Origin of the sequence: Streptomyces sp. NBC_00271, from assembly GCF_036178845.1 — a bacterium.
Classification (GTDB): Bacteria; Actinomycetota; Actinomycetes; order Streptomycetales; family Streptomycetaceae; genus Streptomyces.
Genome location: NZ_CP108071.1, coordinates 291523 through 309936, shown reverse-complemented (window position 1 = coordinate 309936; position 18414 = coordinate 291523). Strand labels below are relative to the sequence as shown.

General features: G+C 69.3%; 19 protein-coding genes and 1 CRISPR repeat array (1 of these 20 only partly in view). Of the genes, 5 read left to right on the top strand and 14 right to left on the bottom strand.

Annotation, left to right across the window (positions count from 1 at the left end; all coding sequences use genetic code 11):
• Positions 1 to 231: 231 nt before the first annotated feature.
• On the bottom strand, positions 232 to 438 hold the full coding sequence (locus OG798_RS56115) for a hypothetical protein (RefSeq protein ID WP_328760568.1): 207 nt from the start codon (positions 436 to 438) through the stop codon (positions 232 to 234).
• A gap of 172 nt (positions 439 to 610) precedes the next feature.
• Between OG798_RS56115 and OG798_RS56110 the strand changes: the two genes are divergently transcribed.
• Positions 611 to 802, top strand: coding sequence for a hypothetical protein (locus OG798_RS56110; RefSeq protein WP_328760566.1), 192 nt, complete (start codon positions 611 to 613; stop codon positions 800 to 802).
• Between the two features lie 13 nt (positions 803 to 815).
• Here OG798_RS56110 and OG798_RS56105 read toward each other — a convergent pair whose 3' ends face one another.
• The 13 genes from OG798_RS56105 to OG798_RS56045 form a co-directional block, all read right to left on the bottom strand.
• Positions 816 to 1379: a DUF6197 family protein gene (locus tag OG798_RS56105; protein ID WP_328760564.1), complete on the bottom strand. Its 564-nt coding sequence runs from the start codon at positions 1377 to 1379 to the stop codon at positions 816 to 818.
• A 70-nt stretch (positions 1380 to 1449) separates the two neighbouring features.
• Complete coding sequence (locus OG798_RS56100; protein ID WP_328760562.1) at positions 1450 to 1638, bottom strand: hypothetical protein; 189 nt, start codon at positions 1636 to 1638, stop codon at positions 1450 to 1452.
• Between the two features lie 76 nt (positions 1639 to 1714).
• The gene (locus OG798_RS56095; protein ID WP_328760560.1) at positions 1715 to 3826 is read right to left on the bottom strand and encodes a chromosome segregation protein ParM; all 2112 of its coding nucleotides are present in this window, start codon (positions 3824 to 3826) and stop codon (positions 1715 to 1717) included.
• Between the two features lie 83 nt (positions 3827 to 3909).
• Positions 3910 to 4350 (bottom strand): conjugal transfer protein TraB, encoded by a 441-nt coding sequence (locus OG798_RS56090; RefSeq protein ID WP_328760559.1) that lies wholly within the window; start codon positions 4348 to 4350, stop codon positions 3910 to 3912.
• 15 nt (positions 4351 to 4365) lie between these two features.
• Positions 4366 to 6390: an ATP/GTP-binding protein gene (locus tag OG798_RS56085; protein ID WP_328760557.1), complete on the bottom strand. Its 2025-nt coding sequence runs from the start codon at positions 6388 to 6390 to the stop codon at positions 4366 to 4368.
• A 375-nt stretch (positions 6391 to 6765) separates the two neighbouring features.
• Complete coding sequence (locus OG798_RS56080) at positions 6766 to 7002, bottom strand: hypothetical protein (RefSeq protein WP_328760555.1); 237 nt, start codon at positions 7000 to 7002, stop codon at positions 6766 to 6768.
• Positions 6999 to 7496, bottom strand: a complete 498-nt coding sequence (locus tag OG798_RS56075; protein ID WP_328760554.1) for a hypothetical protein — start codon at positions 7494 to 7496, stop codon at positions 6999 to 7001. Before OG798_RS56075 ends, OG798_RS56080 begins: the two co-directional genes overlap by 4 nt.
• A gap of 124 nt (positions 7497 to 7620) precedes the next feature.
• The gene (locus OG798_RS56070; protein ID WP_328760552.1) at positions 7621 to 9297 is read right to left on the bottom strand and encodes a DUF2637 domain-containing protein; all 1677 of its coding nucleotides are present in this window, start codon (positions 9295 to 9297) and stop codon (positions 7621 to 7623) included.
• A 158-nt stretch (positions 9298 to 9455) separates the two neighbouring features.
• Positions 9456 to 10256, bottom strand: a complete 801-nt coding sequence (locus OG798_RS56065) for a hypothetical protein (RefSeq protein ID WP_328760550.1) — start codon at positions 10254 to 10256, stop codon at positions 9456 to 9458.
• A gap of 141 nt (positions 10257 to 10397) precedes the next feature.
• Complete coding sequence (locus tag OG798_RS56060; protein WP_328760548.1) at positions 10398 to 10643, bottom strand: hypothetical protein; 246 nt, start codon at positions 10641 to 10643, stop codon at positions 10398 to 10400.
• A gap of 28 nt (positions 10644 to 10671) precedes the next feature.
• On the bottom strand, positions 10672 to 10869 hold the full coding sequence (locus OG798_RS56055; protein WP_328760546.1) for a hypothetical protein: 198 nt from the start codon (positions 10867 to 10869) through the stop codon (positions 10672 to 10674).
• Positions 10869 to 11165: a hypothetical protein gene (locus OG798_RS56050; RefSeq protein ID WP_328760545.1), complete on the bottom strand. Its 297-nt coding sequence runs from the start codon at positions 11163 to 11165 to the stop codon at positions 10869 to 10871. Before OG798_RS56050 ends, OG798_RS56055 begins: the two co-directional genes overlap by 1 nt.
• Before the next feature lie 582 nt (positions 11166 to 11747).
• Complete coding sequence (locus OG798_RS56045) at positions 11748 to 12518, bottom strand: hypothetical protein (RefSeq protein WP_328760544.1); 771 nt, start codon at positions 12516 to 12518, stop codon at positions 11748 to 11750.
• A gap of 468 nt (positions 12519 to 12986) precedes the next feature.
• On the opposite strand from OG798_RS56045, the gene OG798_RS56040 reads away from it, so the two are divergent.
• The 4 genes from OG798_RS56040 to OG798_RS56025 all read left to right on the top strand — a co-directional run bounded on the left by OG798_RS56040 (position 12987) and on the right by OG798_RS56025 (position 17469).
• Complete coding sequence (locus tag OG798_RS56040) at positions 12987 to 13745, top strand: GntR family transcriptional regulator (RefSeq protein ID WP_328760542.1); 759 nt, start codon at positions 12987 to 12989, stop codon at positions 13743 to 13745.
• Between the two features lie 516 nt (positions 13746 to 14261).
• The gene (locus OG798_RS56035; RefSeq protein ID WP_328760540.1) at positions 14262 to 15962 is read left to right on the top strand and encodes a helix-turn-helix domain-containing protein; all 1701 of its coding nucleotides are present in this window, start codon (positions 14262 to 14264) and stop codon (positions 15960 to 15962) included.
• Between the two features lie 41 nt (positions 15963 to 16003).
• Positions 16004 to 16981, top strand: a complete 978-nt coding sequence (locus OG798_RS56030; protein ID WP_328760539.1) for an asparaginase — start codon at positions 16004 to 16006, stop codon at positions 16979 to 16981.
• A gap of 26 nt (positions 16982 to 17007) precedes the next feature.
• Positions 17008 to 17469, top strand: coding sequence for a PPC domain-containing DNA-binding protein (locus OG798_RS56025; protein WP_328760538.1), 462 nt, complete (start codon positions 17008 to 17010; stop codon positions 17467 to 17469).
• Between the two features lie 455 nt (positions 17470 to 17924).
• A CRISPR array of direct repeats spans positions 17925 to 18414; the repeat unit is 29 nt; unit sequence GGGACCATCCCCGCGGGTGCGGGGAGCAG (it continues 1736 nt past the right edge of the window).

Below are 18414 nucleotides of genomic sequence, written 5' to 3'. Positions count from 1 at the left end.
TCCAGGAACACGTCTGCGTTGAAGGCGGCTTCGTCCATCACCGGCTCCAGGCCGGGGCGATACGGGCAGGGCGGTGCGGGTAGCGGGGGCCGGGCCGCTGCGGGCGGGGCCGGCCTATCCGGCGGCGCGGGCGGGGGATGAGCACGGGCAGGTCCTCCAGATCGCGGTGGGCAGACAGGACTGCGCCCCGCACCGCACGGAGCGGCGGGGCGGGGCGCAGGAGGTGTCGGGTCAGGCCGGGCCGGGGTCGGTGCGCGCGTGCTGCGGGCCCGGGCTGGGGGTGCCCGGCTGTGATGCCGGGGCGCCGTGCAGATGGGTGCCGATCCAGTAACCGACCAGCAGGCCGACCACCAGCAGCACCTTGTGCCGGTTGGCCCTCCACCAGGTCGGCTTGGGCGGTTCGGTCAGCACACCTATGACGGCGGGACCCTTTGCCACGACTCATCTCCTTGGACGTCGGTGGGAAGTAGTGCTGAGGCCGGGCGGCCTGCCCCGCGCCCGACCCGTAGAGCGGGGTTCGGGTGCGAGGCGGGTGGTCCGGGGAGGGTCTGTTGCTGAGGTGCGGTGGTGCGTCACGCTGGACGGCCACGAAGGCGTGAGGGGGAGCAGCGTGATCGAGTTCGATGCGGTGATCGACACCGAGGGCTACACGTGGCAGGCGACCACGGACGAGGAGGGGGTGCTGTGGCTGGTCGCTGACGAGACGGTGGAGGTCGTCATCAACCGCGCGGTCGTCGGCGGTTACGTGTATCCGGCGTACGTCAACGACTACGGGCAGCTGATCATCGAGTGGGAAGACTGACCCGCCCTGTCGGTCAGATGCCTCGCGCGTCTGCGGATGAGGCTGCCTCGTGCAGCATCCGGACCGACGCACGTCCGTTGGCCCACGCGTCGTTGAACGCGGGCACGGACTCCACATCGCCGAAGCGTCTGCGGATGGTGTCGAGCAGGACGGCCGCGGCGTCGGCCTCCAGGCCTCGGTCCCCTCTCGCTGCCTGACGGATCGCTCCGAGCAGGCAGACCGCGCCCTGTTCGTCGGTGAGGGCGCCGGCGCACCATCCGGCGGTGTCCATCAGCTGGTGTGCGCGGTCCAGGACGATGGCGATGCGTGTCGCGGGTGGTGTCGGCTGGGGATGGGTGGGGCTGGTCGGGGTGAGCGGGACGATGACGACGTCGGCCAGGTCGACGGGTTCGGTCTCGATGTGCGCTGTGTTGACCTCGTAGGCGACGGCCGCTTCGTCCAGCCGGGCGGTCATCGCCGTGTTGACGAGAGTGAGGCGTTCCTCGAGGGACAGTTCCGCCGCCGGAGGGGGACCCGTGGGGGCCGGGGTGGTCGGGGCGGGGTGGTCGATCGCGGGGGCGGGGTGCGTCTGGGGCATCGGGGCTCCATGGGGGCGCGAAGGTGCGGGGTGGGGTGGCGGCCTTCGACGCCGGCGGCTGGGGCTGTTTTCAGATGCTGGAGATCCAGCTGGTGACGGCGCCGATCGCGTCCCGGATGGTGGGCGCGGCGCCGGTGGAGGCGAGGAAGAAGCCGAACAGGGCGCAGGCCAGGGCGTTCGAGAGGCGTACGTAGCCGCCCCGGATCAGGACGAAGACGATGATGCCGAGCAGGACGACAGCGGAGATCGATACGGCCACGAGCGGTGTGTCCTTCCAGAAGCAGGAGGGCCCGGCCGTTGCGGCCGGGCCCCTCGCGGATGGGGTGTGGGAGTGGTCAGACGCCGGAGAGATTCTTGATGGCTTCCAGCGCCTGGCGGGGTGAGGTGACCGTGTCGCGGCGCGGGGCGGACTTCCCGCCCCCGCCGCGGCGCTTGTCGCCGCCCTTCTTGGGCGCGTCGTCGCCGTCCTCGTCATCGGGCTCGGGTCCGAACTCGCCGGGCCTGGGGGGCTCGGTCCAGTCGAACCACAGGTCCCGCGCTTCGAGCTCGCGGATCTCGTGGTCGGTCAGGGTGGCGATGCTGTCGGGGAAGTAGTCGTCGATGCCGGCCTTGAAGTCCATGAACAGCGTGCGCAGGACGTCGGGCTGCTTGGCTTCCACAATCCAGCCGGCGCCGCCGGTGTTGGAGTCCGCGGGCGGCTCGGGCTCGCCGCGCATGACCCGCTCGATCCGGCCCTTCTCCGCGGGGGAGAAGGAGCGGGGGAGGGGCTCGGGGACGTACTCGGGCGGGATACCGAGCGCCCTGAACATGTCGGCGACCTTCTTCGGCGCGACCTTCAAGACGACCGGGATGCAGTTCTCGCGCAGGTTCTCGCACAGCAGCTGCGTGAACCCGTCCTGCACGTAGATGGACTGGCCGGCCACCTTGATGCCGATGCCGTACTTGCGGCCCTTGACCGACACCCGCTCCGCGAGGTCCATGATCTCCGCGCCGTAGTCGCCGTTGCGGGCGGCGGAGAGGAACTCATCGAGGTACGCGGACAGCATCCGGTAGGGGCAGCCCGGCAGGCGGGGGTCCCAGTCGTGGACCTGGCCGTCCTCCCACGGCATTTCGCCGCGGATCTCCATCAGTGCGTCCAGGACCCGCAGGAGCCGGATCATGTAGAGCGCGCCGACGCCGTAGCGGGCGGTGTGCTTGCCCAGCGCGGCGGTCTTCTCATCCGGGGCCTCGGTGGCCAGCATGACCACGGCTCCGAACAGGGCGTCGGCCGCGACGTGCAGGCCCATCAGCTGAGTCTTGCCGCCGCCGGACGGGGCGACGAACAGGCCGTGGGCGGCGCCCCGGTCGGTGTAGACGCGGTTGCGGGCGGGCTGGCCGTTGCCGAGGTAGCCGGTCACCCACCGGCCGTCCTTGTCCGGCGTCAGCAGCTCCCTCGTCGCGGGGAAGACCTGCGCCAGCGGTGAGCTGTCCCACAGGGATACCAGGACCTGGTTGCCGTCGACGGTGACGAACAGCCGGCCTTCGTCGTACTTGGTCTTCAGCGCGGCCGCCAGGGCGTGCTGGTTGACGCGCGGCTCACCCAGCTCGTCGGGGACCTGGGCAATGTAGTGGGTGACCTTGCGCTCCTGGTCGCGGACCTTCTTCACGAACTCCGAGCCGGGCACGGGCCCGCCGGTGGACCCGATCCGGTCGGCCCACCACTCGTGGGTGGTGGGGGCCTTGCGGCGGCGCTCGTTCATGTCGGGGGTTACGTGGACTTCCTTCCAGCCCGGGCCGCCCTCGCGGCCGTACTGCCGGACCACCTCTTCGATCCGCACGTCGGCGACCTCGACACCGAACGCGGCGGCGACGGCCTCCGGGGTGAGCCCGGAGATCGGCCGTCCGGCCTCGGAGGCGCGCAGCAGCAGCGACAGGTCGTTCGGCATGCCCTCGTGCGGGGTGGCCGTGATGACGATGGTGCGGCCGGGCAGGCCGCGGGCCTCCCACAGCCAGCGGACCTGGCGGGTGAAGGCGTCGGCGCCGTCGTCCGGCTGCGCCAGCGACGGCTCGGGTGCGAGCTGCAACTGTGGCGCGCGGGCCGGGGCGGCGAGAGCGGGCCGGTGACGGCGGCGGGTGTGCCGGGAGAACGGCATCACCAGCAGGCCGGCCGCCGCCCACCCGGCGGCGAGCAGACCGTCCATGCACCACGGGCCCCAGCCGATCGTGTGCCGCGCGGCGATGTCGACGGCGGCCGCGAACACCAGCGGCGACCAGCGCAGGGCCTTGCGTCCAGCACCGGACTCATCGCTCTTGTAGGCCAGGACCCAGCCGCCGACGCCGGCCGCGCCCGCCAGCTGCACAACCGTGTTGACGGGGCTGTCGGCGAAGAGGTTCGGTGCCGCGGCAAGGACCGGGGCGGTCAGGGTGTAGAGGGTGCGCTCCAGGGCGACGCTGCGCGGCACGGACACGGGTGTTTCTCCTTCGGACGTGGTGATGGACGGCCCCGCCGTCGCTGGCGGGGCCGCCCATCAGGGGGTTCGGGTGAGCGAGGTCAGTGCGCGAAGAAGCCCGGCTTGGGGGTGCGTTCGCGTCGGCTGGAGCGGATATCGTCCAGGCCCTCGTACAGCCGCGCGTGCGTACGCCGCGTGTCGTGGGCGAGGCCGGAGACTTCCTCGGCCGTGGCGTGGAGCTTCTGCACTTCGACGGCGGCGCCGCCCAGGGCGACGGACACCTGGTTCGTCATCTCGATGAACTTGCGGTCCAGCTCCGCGTTGGCGATGTCCGTGGCCAGGCCCTCAGCGCGCTGGGCGTTCGTGCGCATGCCGCGCAGCAGTGCTTCGAGCTCGTTGCTGGCCAGGTCCATGGCCGTGCCCAGTGTCTTGAGCTTGTGCTGGACGGCCTTGTAGCGGTTGTCGCCGTCCGTCGGGGATACGGCCTTGTCGCCGCCCACCGGGGGGCCGATCCAGTAGCCGGGAGGCACGAGGTCGTTCATCAGCGAGGTCCTTTCCTAGTCGTGGTGGGCAGCTGCGGAGGCATGGGCCAGGCCCGCGTCGTCCATGGCCCGGATGTCCTCGCCGTAGACGCGGCCGACCGACATGGCGGCAAGCCGGGCGGCCTCCGAGGCGATCTCGCACTCGGTGGCGCAACGTTCGGCCAGCTGCTTCATGCGGGCCGCGGCGTCGGCCAGGTCCGAGATCTGGTCGACGACCTCGGTGGCAACGTTGTGGTCACCGACCAGATCGGCCGCCATGTCCCGCAGCGCGTCGGCGACCTTGCCGAGCGCGACGGCCAGGTCCTGGGCGCGGTCCTTGTCGAGCCCGGCGGCGATCGCAATGTTCACGATTTCCACCAGGTACTCGCCGAAGGTGATGTCGGTGCGGTGCCTGGCCGCCATGCCGGCCTGGCCCGACGTGGGCTTGTTGACCTCCGATGCCACGGGGTCCTCCTGTGCAGTGGGTCGGGTGGTGCCGGGACGCTGTGTGTGGGGCTCCGGGGCGCGGGGGAGGCTCGCCGTGCTCGAGACGGTGGCCCCGAAGGGGTCGGACGGGTCGTCGACGATGACCGCGTCCGGGATCTCTTCCTCAGCCGGTTCAGGCTTCGGGGGACGGCTTGAACGGCCGGGACTGTCCACGGTGACCTTGAAGTCTTCCGGCCTCGCCCTACGGGGCGGCTCCTCCGTACCGGGGGCGGAGCCCGGCGCCGTACCGGACTTGCCGAAACGGTCCTTGACTCGCTCCTTGAACGACCGCTTGTCGTCGCTCTTGGCTCCGCTCTTCTCGGAGCCGTCAGACGGCTTCTCGCTTTCCTTCTTGTCGCCCTCCGGTCCCTTCGCGGAGCCGGCCTCCGGACCGTCAGAGGCCGGTTCCGGGCCGTCCTTGGGCATCTTCTTTGTGGTGGCGTCGGCGTCCTTGTCGCCACCACCCTTGCTGCCCTTGCTGCCCTTGGTCTCGGTGTCCGGCCCCGGCGCCTTGCCGTCGCCGTCCCTGGCGGCCTTGTCCTTGGCCTGCGCGCGGCGCTTGTCCCAGCGCCGCTGCGCCTCATCCGCCACGGCCGTGCCCAAGGTGGTGCGGTCGTCTGCGGTCTTGGCGGCCTCCTGCTTCGCTTTCCTCGCGGCCTTCCGCTTCGCGGCCTTCCGCTCGGCTTTCGCCGCGCGGCGTTCCTCCCGCGCCGCCTGCTGGGTGGCGCGGTCCTGGTCGCGGTCCTTGCTGCGGTCGGCGATGTTGGCCGCCTGGCCGGCGCTGCGGCGCTGCTGGCGTGCCGCCTGGCGGGCGGCGGCGCGCTCCTGGCGGCCGCGGGCCCGTTCGGCCGCCGGGCTGGCCGGCGGGTTCTGCGCCTTGCCGCCGTCGCCCTTCGAGCCGCGCCTGCCGGACCCGGGGCTGCCCGGGCCGTTCCTGCCGGAGCCGCCCGAACTGCCCTTGCCAGTACTGCTCTTGCCTGAACCGGTGCCGCCAGAGCCGTTCTGGCGGCCTTTGGAACCACCGGACGACTCATTGCCCTTCGAACCGCCGCCACGTCCGCCAGCGGAGCGATCAGAGCCCTTCCCGGCGCCCTTGGGGGAGTTGCCGCCCCCGAAGCCGCGCCCGGAACCTCTGCCAGAGCCGTTCCGCGAGCCCCGGCCACCGCCGGCACCCCGGCCTGAGCCACCGGAGCTGCCGCCGCCCCCGCGTGAGCCGCCCCCGCCGCCGGCCTTCGAGCGGCCCTTGTCGGAGCCCATGCCCGAGCCGGAGGACCGCGAGCGGTCCGCGTCAGCCTTGCCCCGTGCCGACGTCTTGTCGGCCTTCGCTTTCATCATCGCGGTGTGGAGCTTGCCGTTCTGCTCCATCACCGCGACTTCCTGTGCGGTACGGGCCTCCAAAAGAGCGGCCTTGCGCGCTATTTCCGCCTCACGGAACGACGCTTCTCCGGCGTGCCGGTCCCGCCCCACTTCCAGCCGGTATTCCAGCCAGTCACCGAGACGATCAGCAAGAGAACGAGGCTGGACGTATTCCCTTTCCTCGTATTCGTCTTCGCCGGAACCCGGAGGCCTGGGCATTCCCGTTTCCCGCAAAGCCATTTCCGGGGAAATCGGCATGCGAATGGTCGGGAGTTCCATTGCCGTCTCCTCCGGGGACTCCGGAGGGACGCCGCCGCCTGCACCACTGTCAGGCGGTTCTGAATAAAAGAGATCCCCGATATCGGGAGCGTCCGGCATGGCGCCGGAATCACTGTCCCGGGCGGGGAGGTGAACAACGTTGCTGCCGGTGTCGTCGGACACGCGACCCCTCCTCCTGGGCTTGACGGTCGGCACCGGCCTCGCGTACACGCGTGCGCGGCACGCGTGACACGCGGCACGCGCGGCACGCGTTGGGATCCCCGAAGGGCCGCCCCCGGGGATCGGAGACGGCCCTTCATAACGGGACGCGGAGAGCTAGCCGGCGTGGCGGCGGTAGACGTTCTCCAGGGCGAGCGCGACGTCACGGATGAACGCCGTGTCTCCGTCGCGGAATGCCTGGGTGCCCCGGATATTCATGAGCCGGAGCCAGTAGTAGAAGGTGCCGAGGTCGTTGCCGTGCTGGGAGATCAGATCCTGTCTGATTTTCCGCTCGTGTTCTGCACGGTTGTATTTCTTCCGCTCTATTTTCGTGAGCGGGCGACCTGCACTCACGCCGACTCCCTGCGGTCCAGGTTGTAAATCGACGTGGGACCACCATAACCCATATTCGGGCCCTGTCCACCCTGCTGGCGCGCGTTCTCCGGGGCGGCCTGGAGCGTCGGGTTATTCTTCCGCTCCTTGAGCTGGGCCTTTTCCTTTCGCTGCTTCTTGACCTCCTTCACCTTTTCGTCGTGGGCGTGACGCTTATGGGCGCTCTTTTCCAGCCCCGAAGTGACGCTCTTGAGGTTCTTCAGAATGTCGTTCAGGGACTTTTCCACCGGGAAGGAGCGCAGGAAAGCCTGGCCCATCTTGTCGCCCTCCACGCGGGTCCCGCGGCAGTGCACGCGGGTCTCGCGCTGGAGAACCTCGATCTTGGCCTGCATGTCCAGCACGACCCGGTGGAAGTCCGCGAGGTAGTGCGCGTAGGCGGCGGGGTTCTGCGCAATCTCTCGCAGCGCCTCGTCGGGGTCTTCGAAGAACGGCTTGCCGGTGTTTTCGGTGTTCACGGGGTCCTCCGCGGGGGTCGGATCTGCTGTACTCGGGGGGCTGTTGACTGCTTCCGGCAGTCGCAGCGAGGGCCAGCCCATTACCGGTGGGCTGGCCCTCACTGATGTGTGCCGGACGGGTGGGTCAGGGGTGGTATCCGCCGGCGAGCAGCTCGGCAGCCTCGTGCCGGTACTCGGAGGCGGTGCCGGGAGAGGTGACAGCCAGCTCGTGCTGGATGGTGGCGAGCGGCAGCCGGTCGGCGTCGCCGCCGGCGGCGAGGATCATCCGGGCGACCTTGCGGACCGCGCGCTGGCGCGGGGTCAGCTTCGCGGCGTCTTCGATTTCGACTGCGCGCCGCTCGATTTCGGCGGCGGCGTGCCGCGTTTCGGCAGCGCGCCGCTCGGCTTCGGCAGCGGCCTCACGGGTTGCCGCCTTCTGCGCGAGAGCGGTCTCGCGGCGGGCGTCCTCCTCCTCTGTCTTGCGGTTGATTTCGGCGGTGGCGTGCCGCGTTTCGGCAGCGGCCTTCTCCGTTTCGGCAGCGGCCCGGTTCGTTTCGGCAGCACGCTTGCGGGCTGCGGCGATCTCCGCCGTTTCGATTGCCTGAGCCTCTGCCGCGGCGACCTGGTCGGCCTGCGCCGCGAGCTTCCGCTTCTCCGCTGCCTGGTGCTCCAGTTCGGCCGCCTTAAGGTCGGCGGCAGCCTTCGCCTCGCGCTCCTGGGCTGCCCTGCTCTCCGCCTCAGCGGTGCGCGCCCTGGCTTCGGCGAGGACGGCCGTCTCCAGCGCCGCTTCCTCCAGCTCAGCGGCCCGTTCAGCGGCACTGGCCTGGGCTCGGGCGTGGGCTCGGGCCTGGGCTGTCCGGCCTTCCACCCGGGCCCGGACGGTCTCGAGGTCGCCGTCGGCCTCCAGCCGGGCGGCTTCGGCCTTCTTCTGTTCGAGGTCCCGGCGCGTCTCCGCGTCCAGGCGCCGGCGCTCCGCCTCCTCCGCCCGGGCCTCCGCCTCGCGTTCCTGCTGCTCAGGCATCGCGAGGGCCTGCGCGACGGTGTAGCCGTAGGCGGCCATCTTCATCGGCAGCCGCTCATCCTCCGACGCCTTGGAGATGTCGTCCTTGTACTTGCGCCGAAGCCACTGCTCGTAGGCGGTGAGGTCCTGCTGGCGCCGGATCATCTCCGGGTACGAGGTGACTCCGTGCAGCCGCATCCGGCGGTAGAAACGGGGCGTGGCGACCGGGGCGAGGATCCAGCGGTGCAGCGGGATCCGATCGGTGGCCGTACCTGCTTCGAGCTGCGTCTTCTTGATGAACAGCCTGCGCGCGGCCTCCACGCCGATCACGAAGAGCAGCGGCATGACGCCGTGCGAAGCGGCCCTGACCGGGTCACCTGCGATGCGGCCCTGCGAGGAGGCGTTGAACCAGATCGTCGCGAACGTCATGCCGTGGGCGGCCATCCGCAGCAGCGGCCACGGCGCGTCCTTGCGGATGAGGTACAGGTCCAGCGCCAGGAACACGATGATCGACGCGTCCACGCCGACCGGGAACCAGGGCGCCAGATCCGGGCTGAATCCCCAGGCAAAAGCCTTCTTCGCCAGGGTGCTGTACGACATCGCAAAACCGATGGCGCCGATCAGCGGTCCGCCGGTCGCAGCGGCGACCGACAGGACCGTCATCAGGCGGTCACGCCCGGGCTTGACCGGGTTCCGCTTCTGCGTCCGCGAAACGTGGGCCGCTGCTCCCGAAACGAACTCGGGCGCGTCCGAAACGGCGGTCGGCGGGTGCGAAACGGGGGTGGCGGGTGCCGCGCGCTGCGGCATGTCGGTGATCGTCACGGGGGCCTCCGGGAGAGGGGTTCAGGGGTGTGCGCGAAACGGTGTGGGCTGCCCGCGAAACGCGGGCGGCTGCTCCCGAAACCGGGGTGGCCGGAGCCGAAACAGCCGACAGTCCGCGGTGCGGGCCGTCGGCTGAGGCGCCGGCGCGAGGGGCCGGATCAGAGGCGGTTGGGGGCGAGCTGGCCGCCGGTGTCGTCGTCGGCGCTCAGGTGCGCGACGTCCGCGAGCCGGGCCCGCTGGTCGTCGATCGTCTTGACGAGCCGGGCCACGAGCGGGGTGTCGTGCCGGTAGTACGGGGTGGCCCGGTAGGCGCTGATGTGGTCGACGAGCCAGCCCTTGATGTCGACTCCGAGGTCAGCGGCGACGACCGCCAGGTCCAGCTCGTCACGCCAGTCATGCGCAGCGGCGTGCTGGTCGTCGACGACGACCGCGAGTTGCTCCGCGATGTCGTCCCAGTCCGCAGCCATCTGCCGAGCGACACGGTGCGCGTCCAGCAGCCGCAGCACCTGCGAGCGCCACCGGTCATCGGGAAGCGTCGCGAACTCCGCGAACCTGGCCATCATCGTGTCGTGGGCGATCGTCCAGGCCGACCACCGTAAAGCTGCGGTCTCCAGCAGCGGAGCAGCCTGCACGCGCATCCGGCGCTGGGACCACAGAACGCGGGCCGCCGTGTACTGGCGGCCGATCATCGTGCACTGCTCGGAGGTGAGCGCGGGATCGCGGTACATCTCCAGCGGCGAGGACGGCTCGCTCTCCCGGCCGGTGAACTCCCGGAAGACAAAGCGCACCTCGTCGGGGCCGTTCTGCTCCACACGCAGGTAGCGCGGGTGGTGGTAACGAGCGGTACCGGCCGCCAGGAGGGCCGCCGCATCAACGGGAGCCGGGACGACCGGGGCCGGGGCGGCGGGGGAAAGGTGCGAGTCATCAAGCGCGTGGGCGAGCGGGATCGTGTGCGCCATGTGCTGCTCCTTGTTGAAGTGTGGTCCGGGCTGTCCGGCTCCCCTGGACCGCGCACAGACCGGCCCGCTGCGCGAAGCAGGGACCGGCCTGTGCGGGTCAGGCAGCCGCCAGAGGTGGCGTTGTCGGCTGAGAGGGGTGGTTCAGGAGAGGTCCAGGCCGTCGGGGATCTCCCCCGCGCGCAGGGCCTCGGCAATGTGCCGGTAGTCCGCGGCGTGCCCGCGGGCGATCTCGGCGGCGCGGCCGGCACAGGCGCGGCTGTGATCGCTGCGGGTCGGGTCGGCAGCAACGCGCTCACCGTCGGCGGCAGCGGCGTCCGAGCGGGGCGCGGCCGTGTTCTCGAAGTAGTCGGCTTCGGCGTTCATACAGGCACGGGTGATGCGGGCCATAGAGCCCTCCATTCACGGGAGTTGGCGGTCAGCGCCCCTGCGGGCGCTGGCGCTTGAGGTGAGCGAGGTACACGTCCTGGAGCCGGGTGAACGACTCGTACAGCCGCGCTCCCCCGCACCCGCCAACGGCGGGTGCGGAGAGCTCGCAGCCTGAGCAGCTGGCCGCGTGGTCGCGGTAGGAACGGTCAGCGACGAGGTACCGGGCGTGGACGCTGGGCTGCGGCATCAGCCGACCGGTGCGAGCACGGCCGATGCGGGCCGTACAAGCCGGTCGGAGTCGCTCCACACGGACCCGATCACGAAGGGCTGGCCGTCGGGCCGCAGCACGTCCCGAACGATCAGAGCGAACTGCGCGGAACGACGACGGAGCATGTCGCGGGCCGTGGCCGGTTCGGTGACCAGGGCCAAGACCTCGAACGCGCCGTCGCTGTTCTGGTAGATGGCACCCGGCCGACGCGGACCGACCTGCTGATCGACGACGCGGCGCAACTCCGCGCCGAACGGGTGGTCGGTGTCGGTCATCGCTGACCCTGCGCTTTCTGCAGGGTCTCGGAGAGACGAGCGGCAGCGGCCTGAGCAGCCGCCAGGTCAGCCGCAGCCCGGGCACGGGCCGCTTCCAATTCCGCGGCAACGCGGGCGGCATCGGCGTTGCTCATGCCGCGCCCCCGATCCCCGGACGGACGACGGTGCGCTGCGGGTGCGGTCGGCTACCGGACGGGGTCGGCCGATCCGGGGTCCGCTCGTGCGGGATCGGACGCCGCGGCAACTCAGGCCGGGAGGCGGCCTCGGCAGGAATGATCAGGGCTGTCATGCTGGGCATGCAGGTCGTCCTTTCGCGAGAGACCTGCGACAAAGAACCCCCAGGGGCGCAATCCCTGGGGGTTCGTCGCGTTGTGGCCCCACCGGTAAGGCGGGGAGTGCGCCCTGCGCACTCCGCCGCACACCGCTCCTGCCGCGAGGGCGGGACGGTGTACGGCAGGCAGCGCAGGCTGTGGGGTCAGAACTGGGTGCGCATCCAGGCCAGGATCAGGCGCCAGCACGCAGCAGCCGCACACACCCAGGTGATCTCAGTCGCGCCGCAGGCGGCGCATGTCGGCTGCGAGGTCATGACGCCTGCCAGACGGGGAGGCTGGGGCCACGGAACTCGGTGACGGTGGTGGCCGGGTGGATCCGGCAGACGTTGTTGGCGTCTTCGACCGCCGTACCGCTGCGCTTGGCCATCGTCTTCTTCCCGTTGACCGTGGCCTCGCTGTGCTTCGCCCACACCGTGGTCGACCGGTAGCGAGCGAGCAGAGCGTCGACGCGGGCTTCCCGGTCGCGGAGCGGCTGGGTGCGCTTGAGCTGCGTGTAGAGGGCGGCGAGCCGAGCTCCGTCTGCACAGCGGTGGGTGCCGCCGCAGCGACCGGCCGTGGTCCTGGCCCGGCACTTCTTGAGGTGCTCGCGGTAGGCGGTGAGAGCGTCAGCCACGTTTGCGGGCACCGGGCTCATCCTGGTGACCGGCTTGGCCGGGGCCGGGAGCGGCTTGTAGTGCTGGCGGGCAGAGCGGCGTCCGGTCGCCGTGCTGTCGGCGGCGAGCATCGCCTCGGTCCACTGCTCAACGGTGATGTCGAGCGCGACGACCTGATTGCTGCCGTCGCACCGGACGTGCTTCTGCCCCTCGTCGACCTTGTCGCTGATGCAGTGTTCGCGAATCTTGAGCTTCGTATCGCCCATGAGCCGGTGCCATGTACGGCAGTCGGGGCAGACGATGGACTTGGCCTCGCCCTCACGAACATTGATCTCCTGAGGGTCGATCTTGCTGAGCAGCATCGGCTCGCGGAGGTTGTCGCGCTTGGTGCGGGTCCGACCTGGACGCTTCCGGTTCTTCGCCATCATGTTCCTTCCGGCGGGTGAAACGAGTGCTGCTCTCTCTGCCGCGCCAGGCCGGCCTGCGGCCAGTAAGTCCTGACGGACAGACAGCGCAACTTCCGCTGTTCAGGGGTGGATCAGGTGGAGCTATTCGGTACAGGTGCCGTCGACCGGGGGAGCGCGGGCTCGACCCCATTGCCGCCACCCCCGAAAGAGCGGTGACACCTGCTGTTTTGCGGTGGTGCTGGCAGGGACCGAGAGTCCGGCTCCCTCATTCGGCGCCGCCCTGAGGCGGTTCCGGGTGGGGGAGCCGGGTCCGGAAGGACCCGACTACAACCTCGGTACCGAGGTCCAGTAGAAACCTTCCTCGGTACCTATGTCAATAAAATCGGTACCGAACCTGTACCATGGGCGGCTCCCCGGCGTGTTCAAGGCGCCCCGCCAGGTACCTCGGTAGCCAGTCGCCATAGGATCGATACCGAGGTTGGGAGACAGATGACGGACGAGACGGGCGCGCAGCTCACCAAGGCTCAGCACATCGCGGCTGAGTTGAAGGCGGCGATCGAGCGCGGGGACTACGGACCCGGCGATCGCCTGCCTGGAGAAAACCCGCTGGCCGCGCAGTACGACGTCGCCACCCTTACGGCCCGCAGGGCGCTGAAGATCTTGCGCACCGAAGGTCTTATCGAGACCAAAAAAGGAGCCGGCGCCCGCGTCATCTCGTTCCACCCCATCCGCCACCGCGGCATCCAGCGACTTGCCCGTAACCAGTGGGGAAGCGGGAAAACAGTCTGGTTGGCGGACGACCACCGCGCTCCGGACGTCGACCAGATCACGGTGCTGGAGGACACGGCCCCGCCTCAACACGTCAGTGACGTCCTTGAACTGTCGCCCGGCGAAACGGTCTGCATGCGGAGTCGGCGATACGTCATGGAGGGACGCCCGGTCATGGTCGCGGAGTCCTACCTGCCGCAGTCGCTCGTTGCAGGCTCGCCCATCACGCAGGCCGACACCGGACCCGGCGGCATCTACGCCCGCCTTGCCGACCTTGGTTACGCACCAGCCCATTTCCGCGAGGAGATCCGTGTGCGCATGCCGTCCGCCGAAGAAGCAGCCCGGCTGGCCATCCCCGCCGACAGGACCGTCATCAAGTTGGCGCGTACGGCTTTCGACTCCGAAGGGCGAGCAGTGGAGATCAACGAGATGACCATGGACTCGGCTGCTTACGTCTTGGACTACGAGTTCGACGCATGACATCGGTCCGTGGCCACACGAGAGCGTCCGGCGAATCCGACGTCGTCGGTTTGGCACCGCCCTCACCGCTCTCGCCCACTGGGTGGCGTCAGCAATGCCCGCACAAGCAGACCGGTAACACTGGTGCTGGCCACGGTGGTGACGATGTCTCGGATGACCACGAGCAGCACCGCCGCAACCAGGCCGGCGGTCAGGACCGCGGCGACGCGTATGACCACGGCACCGGGTCGGCCTCGCGGCCGGGTACCTGCCACGGGTCTCACGCATGGACAATCGCGTGTCGTTGTCGCCCCTGTGAGCATGAAGTCGACGGTCCGGCCATGCGCGTCGGCCACGGCGTGCGATGTGTTGTGGACATGCTGGAGGTGAGTCATCTCGCCCTCCTGGAGGGGAAGTTGTGGGTTCCGGCTGGAGGAGCCGGCACTCCAGGTGTAGGCGTGATCTTTGGGGACTTCTACGGTTGCTGTGTATCCGTCGGCCGGATACGCGGACTTGGATACATGGAGGGGGCTCGAAGTGGGGCAGCAGCCGAATGTGCTGGCGCCGGATCAGTCGCCCCAGCACCGTCTTGGTTACGTGATTCGGGAGCTGCGCGAGGCGCGCGGTCTGTCCATGCGGGAGCTAGCCGCTAAGACGTTCGTTTCGCACTCCAAGGTGCAGCGATGGGAAAACGGCGACCGCCCGCCGAAGGACCGGGGCGAGGTTGAGCTCATCGACCGGGCGCTTAGCGCGGGCGGGTTCCTGATCGAGCTGTGGCAGGAGATCACCCGAGGTGTCTCCGAGCCTGGCCATGTATCCGATGCGGCGTCCCATGTATCCGATACGTCGCTGGGCCTGGCCACGGCCCTGTCCCAGGCGGCAGCGTCGGACGGTGAGGGGATCTTCGTCCCTCGACGTCTAGACGATGGAACGGTGGTGCTCGTGGCACTCGATCGACGCGCGCTCCTGCGCGCCGGAGCGGGGATCAGTGCAGCAGCGGTGGCTGGCTTTCCCATGCCAGGGTCCCCGGCGGTCACGGAAGATCCATTCGGCTTCGCAAGAAGTGCGACCGAGAGCTGGTCCGGGCTTCGGCTGTCCCGCCCGGCCCCTGAGTTCGGTGTCGACTGGCACGCGCTGCTGCCGGGAGGCCGTTCCATGCTCGGCTCCCAGCTCTCGCTCCAGGTTCACCCCGCGCGCGTCGAGGGGGGTCGAGTGATCGTGTCTGTGCCTGACCAGCAGCGCGCGGAGGAGTTCCTGGCGCGGCCGCATCGCGGTCTACTGGTCGGGGCAGTTGACGCCGGGGGCGCCTCGAGGTTCTACGTCCTGGACGGCCGCGCGGCGCGCGCAAAGCTCACGAGGAACGCTGGTGTCTGCGAAGTCGCCGCCCCCGCGGCCTACGAACTGGACGATCTCACCTACGGCATTCTGTGGGCCGTCAGCAACTACGACGACGCACTTCAAGCCGATGACCAGGCTCTGTCCGAGACACGCAGCGATCTCCGGGCGTACGAGCGGTTATCTGCCTCTGCGGTCAGCCGGGAAGCGGCGCCCGGGCTGAACACTGTCGCCCACATGTGGCTGGGCTCGGACTTCTGCGCTCGCCACATCCTGCGTGCGCTGCCGGATCTGCCGACGCTGCCCGCATTCTGGACGCGGGAGCAGCGCGGCGAGGAGGCCAGCGCGTGGCTGATCTTCGATCACAAGTTTCCGTACCTGCGGGAGACCACCAAGGCGCTCGGCAGTACGAGCACCCGAGCGTTCTGCATCCCAGAGGACGTCGTGCGTTCCTCTCCGCGGTATGAACGGATCCTCTTGTTCCTGGCCGTGGCGCTAATGGAGTCGTTGGGGATCCACGCCCAGTTCACGACCGATCCCGCGTACGAAGCCGTCGAGGGCTTCGTGGTCGCTCCCGACAAGGAGGCGGTGATCGCCAACTGGGTCCGCGGGGACGGGATGTGGCATGTCGATGTGACGGCCCGGGCCTCGGTCGTCCGGGAGTTCACGATCGCGGCGCGCGACGTCGACGCAGACTCAATCACCGCGGCGCCCACGCCCGCCGGGCGGCTCCGTGCGCTCGCCCAGTACCTCGAGCTGCCGTGGTCCTGGCTGATCGAGCGGTGCGGCCAGCTCGCCCAGCATGGTTCGTCCGGGCTGATCCAGTCCCGCAGCCGGCTCGTCTCTGCGGCCGGCATCGATGCCGCGTGCGCGTACGTGGGATCTCTCCCGGCCGACCGCTGACCCACACCACAACCCATATGCCCATGAAGGGGAAAGAGACCATGGCCGACAACGCCCGGAGCGTCGCAGTGATCTCGCTTGGCGGCACTATCGCGATGACCACGCAGACGGACGGTGGCGCCACACCGACTCTGTCGGCCGACGACCTTGTCGCAGCCGTACCGGGGCTTGCCTCCACGGGGATCCACGTGGAGGTTCACGACTTCCGTCGGCTTCCCGGCGCCTCATTGGCCTTCTCCGACCTGCTTGAGCTTGCCGTCACGGTGGAGACGCTCACGGTCGATGGCGTGGTCATCACCCAGGGGACGGACACGATCGAGGAGACCGCTTATCTGCTGGACCTCGTCACAGGCGGCGATATGCCGATCGTGGTCACGGGTGCCATGCGCACCGCGAGCATGGCCGGGGCGGATGGTCCTGCAAACGTGCTGGCTGCCGTCCGTGTCGCGGCGAGCGCCGAAGCTCGGGGCCAGGGGTGTGTCGTTGTTTTCGGAGAGGAGATCCACGCTGCTCGCTGGGTCCGCAAGACTCATGCCACGAGCCCAACGGCCTTCACCTCGTATCCCGGGCCGATCGGGTACGTCGCGGAGGAGCGTGTGCGGATCATGACGCGCCCCGGCCCTCTCCCGACGTTCGATCCCCGGTACACCTCTGCAGCCCGCACTGCGATCGCCACCATCGGGCTCGGAGACGACGGAACAGTTCTCCAAGCCATTGGTGAGCACGTCCAAGGCCTGGTGGTCGCCGCGTTCGGGGCCGGCCACGTCCCCATGGCGTGCGTCGATGCGCTTACTGATCTCGCCAAGAGCATGCCGGTCGTCCTGGCAACGCGCACCGGGGCTGGTCCCGTGCTCCAGCGGACGTACGGATTCCCGGGCTCGGAGTCCGATCTGCTCGCGCGCGGGCTGATCTCCGCGAACACACTGGACCCCGTCAAGGCGCGCATCCTCCTGCAGTTGCTCCTGATGACTAGCCACGACAAGGACGAGGTCGCTCAGTCCTTCAGCACCTTCTCGTGACCCCCTTCAGCCTCCGGAGACCCGTCTTGCGCAGCTATGAACTGACCACCGGCCGCACCTTCGCCGTGAACTTCGACCACGGCGACGACTTCTTTCCGACCCTCACCAACTTCTGTCGCCAGGAGGGGGTGAAGCACGGCTACATCCCGATGTTCATCGCCGGCTTCGCTGAGGCAGAGATCGTCGGCGCGTGCGAAAAGCTGGAAAATCCCGACGCCCCGGTGTGGAGCAAAGTCCACGTGACGGGCGTGGAGGCCATGGGGTGCGGCACACTCGCGTACGACGCTGAGACGGACACTGTCCTGCCGCATATCCACACGTCACTGGGGGAGAAGGCGCGCTCCGCCAACGGGTTCACGAGCCATCTGCTCAACGCCAACGTCCAGTTCCTTGTCGAGATGCTCGTAGTCGAGGTCATCGCCCCCGTGATGACCCGCCCGAGAAACCCGGACCTCTACGACGTTCCCCTGCTGACCTTCGGTACGTGAGACACCTGGTTGTGAACGGCATTGGCCTGTGCGCTGGTTGCTCCAGCATTTACCCACAGTGGGCACCCTGGGGTGGCCTCCCGAACTGCGTCTTCAGGGCAGACGCTGTTGGGCGTATGGCTCGGACGGTTCACACCGAGGTCCTGGAACGGTGCGATCGGTACCGAGACCAAACATGACGGGAGGAGGGCGCATGTGCGTACGGAACGCTTCTCCGTATGAGTCAGCACGGGTGTCGCCGACGCTTCCTGACGACACGACCGCCCTGACCACACCGAACGCCAGCTTGATCGACATGCCCTCCGCACGGTGGAGCCGCCGGATCTCAGCCCAGTCCTCCACACCGATCACCTCTTCCATCTGACTCCCATGGAGCCAGACTGATCACTTCATCACGGAAGGGGTCACTTTTCATCGACCGATGGAGGGTCACGGTTCAGGTTCACAGAACGGCGACACCCATCCCCGCGGGTGCGGGGAGCAGTCGACGGCATCGCCGCCTCCGGCGACATCGATGGGACCATCCCCGCGGGTGCGGGGAGCAGCTCAGAGGCAATCTGAGGTGGGGGCCCGACTCGGGACCATCCCCGCGGGTGCGGGGAGCAGGCGTGCGTCGCGCTGCGCGGTGGTGAGGTCGCGGGACCATCCCCGCGGGTGCGGGGAGCAGGCGTCGAACGAGGTTGCGCGTCCCCAGCCGAGGGGACCATCCCCGCGGGTGCGGGGAGCAGGGCGGCGACGCGCTGGGCGGGATCGGTGCGGTGGGACCATCCCCGCGGGTGCGGGGAGCAGCCGAACACGTCGTGAACCGCGCGGAACATGTCGGGACCATCCCCGCGGGTGCGGGGAGCAGCTTCCCCCGGCTGACTTCCTCAACATGTCCCGGGGACCATCCCCGCGGGTGCGGGGAGCAGTGTGGACCACGATGGTGCGTACGGCCGGGGTCGG

Bases quoted from the DNA above. Each gene is read 5' to 3' on its own strand.
- OG798_RS56055 (WP_328760546.1), bottom strand. From the start codon at position 10,869: ATGCCGCAGCCCAGCGTCCACGCCCGGTACCTCGTCGCTGACCGTTCC.
- OG798_RS56060 (WP_328760548.1), bottom strand. From the start codon at position 10,643: ATGGCCCGCATCACCCGTGCCTGTATGAACGCCGAAGCCGACTACTTC.
- OG798_RS56040 (WP_328760542.1), top strand. From the start codon at position 12,987: ATGACGGACGAGACGGGCGCGCAGCTCACCAAGGCTCAGCACATCGCG.
- OG798_RS56030 (WP_328760539.1), top strand. From the start codon at position 16,004: ATGGCCGACAACGCCCGGAGCGTCGCAGTGATCTCGCTTGGCGGCACT.
- OG798_RS56085 (WP_328760557.1), bottom strand. From the start codon at position 6,390: ATGCCCAGGCCTCCGGGTTCCGGCGAAGACGAATACGAGGAAAGGGAA.
- OG798_RS56090 (WP_328760559.1), bottom strand. From the start codon at position 4,350: ATGAACGACCTCGTGCCTCCCGGCTACTGGATCGGCCCCCCGGTGGGC.
- OG798_RS56045 (WP_328760544.1), bottom strand. From the start codon at position 12,518: ATGATGGCGAAGAACCGGAAGCGTCCAGGTCGGACCCGCACCAAGCGC.
- OG798_RS56105 (WP_328760564.1), bottom strand. From the start codon at position 1,379: ATGCCCCAGACGCACCCCGCCCCCGCGATCGACCACCCCGCCCCGACC.
- OG798_RS56065 (WP_328760550.1), bottom strand. From the start codon at position 10,256: ATGGCGCACACGATCCCGCTCGCCCACGCGCTTGATGACTCGCACCTT.
- OG798_RS56050 (WP_328760545.1), bottom strand. From the start codon at position 11,165: ATGACCGACACCGACCACCCGTTCGGCGCGGAGTTGCGCCGCGTCGTC.